2 pseudogenes are annotated in these 1999 nt (G+C 48.3%); both read right to left on the minus strand.

The features are described from left to right. A pseudogene (locus JGK39_RS33490) lies at window positions 1-1290 on the minus strand (Ig domain-containing protein group 2 domain-containing protein); the annotation flags it as partial. A 13-nt stretch (window positions 1291-1303) separates the two neighbouring features. Beyond that, a pseudogene (locus tag JGK39_RS33495) lies at window positions 1304-1999 on the minus strand (hypothetical protein); the annotation flags it as partial.

A 1999-nucleotide genomic window follows, 5' to 3' on the forward strand; every position in this document is an offset into this window, starting at 1 on the left:
GAATTGACCGGGATTGTCCAGAGTTTTAATCATTTCCTCAACATCGAAAGCATAAACGCTCCCGCTACCACTCAAAGAAGGATAAGAGCCATAAAGGTATTTGTTGTCATTTGATAGTACCAAATCGTTAGTAAGAGCCTCTGGAATCGGTCTGGTAGCACCGATTAATTGAGGATTTGGCCCCAAGGGCTCTTTAATAATCCCAATATTTCCCCCAGAACGCACATCTGCAGAAGGGCCAAGACTTCCAGAATTGCGACCAGCCACAAACCCATACCGCCCATCCCGCGTTACAGTGACAGATACCCCCTCATTCACATCAAAATAATCAGTAGGAAAACCCAAACTTAAAGGAGCATAACTCACAGAAGCAGTAAAGTTAAGAGGATCGTCCGAAGTAATTTCCAACACCCCAAAACCAGGCGCGTCATTATTCTGGTCAGGATTACTCCGATTCAATCCGTTTGTGAACACCATTTTCTTCGGCTCATTCGTAGCTGATATTCCCTCGGTCTCCGAAATAGTAGGAATAACTCCGATTTGTTGATGCCACTTACGAGGATTGGAATTCTCATCCTTCGGTCGATCCTTCGAGTCAATATTGATTGCATAAATCCGACGATTAGGCACTTGCTCATTATTATCAGAACCCGTGCCGAACAGCCGCCGCCCGTCACTACTAATTGCCAACTGACTCAACCCTAATGGTGAAGTGACGTTAATAGTCTCAACTACTTTGTGATAAGTTGCCGAGTTAGGGTTGATGTCAAGGACGTAAATTTTCGCTTGATTCAAGTCGCCAATGTAAGCATAATCGTCTCTAGGACTGATGACTATTGACTTGGGTCTAGCGCCCGCCGGGAGGACAATGGGATTGACGCCTGAAGTATTTGGCACAGTATCTACCTGTCGCAGTACCATTGGATCGACCAATGCCACTTGACCTGAATTCCTCAAGGTTGCGTAAACGCGATTTCCGTCGCTAGTCACGGCTGTTGATTCTGCCCAATCTGTGACACCGCTAGTCCCCACAGGAATTTGAGCCAACAGCAAGTCCTTGCTGTTTGTAGTATCAACTACTGATTCGGGGTTTTTACCGTTGAGAACCGCTACTCGGTCAGAACCGCCCAAGGCTGCAAAGACGTACTCTGCCCCCTCTGGCAGGCGAATTGGATTGCTGTGGTACTGGATTTCTTTGTATACTGGTGTAGCGCCTTTTTGCTCGACGATCTGGTTCTGCTTCCTCTCCACTACGACGCCTGAAGCGCCTAGCACTACTGTATCAGGCACTTTAACTGCTACTTCATACTGATTGCCCCCTGACTAAAATATTGCCCCCTGTCAGGAATAAGAGGGGCTCATTGTTCTCAAATTGCTGGTTGTTCTGATCCTTGAATTTCAGCTCAGCTTTTTGGAGGACAGGAGGTGTTGTGGGGTCAGAGGTAGTTGGGGCTGGCATATTCAAAGCTGCCTTGAAAGTGGCGGTACCGTCGTCGTTCCGCTGCACGCCTATCTCTGTTACTACGGGAAGTCCCACCTTGGGGATTGCAACTAATTGGACTGAGGAAATGTCGCGAGTTACGGTAAAGGCTGGGGTGGTAACGAATTTGTCCGGCTCGATTAATTGACCTATATTTCCCTGGGGGTCAATGATGCCAAAAAATGCTAGGGGGAAGTTGTAGTTGAGGGTAAGCTGACCTTTGACTAAGGTGGCGCTGCCCGTCGGACTGGCGTAGACTACTGCGTATTCGCCCGGTCTGACGACACCTGGATAGGGAGGAGACTGGGTGCGAATGTTGCCGTCATCTCCGACTAGGCCTGATTCTTCTTGCAGCCAAATCGGATTCCAAGTGCCGGTTGCGTCAGGAATTGCTCCTTTTCGGAGGAAGTATGCTACAGTTCCAGGTGCTAATCCGGCGGGTGCTGGTATTGCCAACTGGGCGGGTATATTCAGGGAGTTATCGCTAAAGTTTAAGTTGAAGGCTCCTGCAAATTCAAA

It is taken from the genome of Microcoleus sp. PH2017_12_PCY_D_A (assembly GCF_020738565.1).
GTDB lineage: Bacteria > Cyanobacteriota > Cyanobacteriia > Cyanobacteriales > Microcoleaceae > Microcoleus.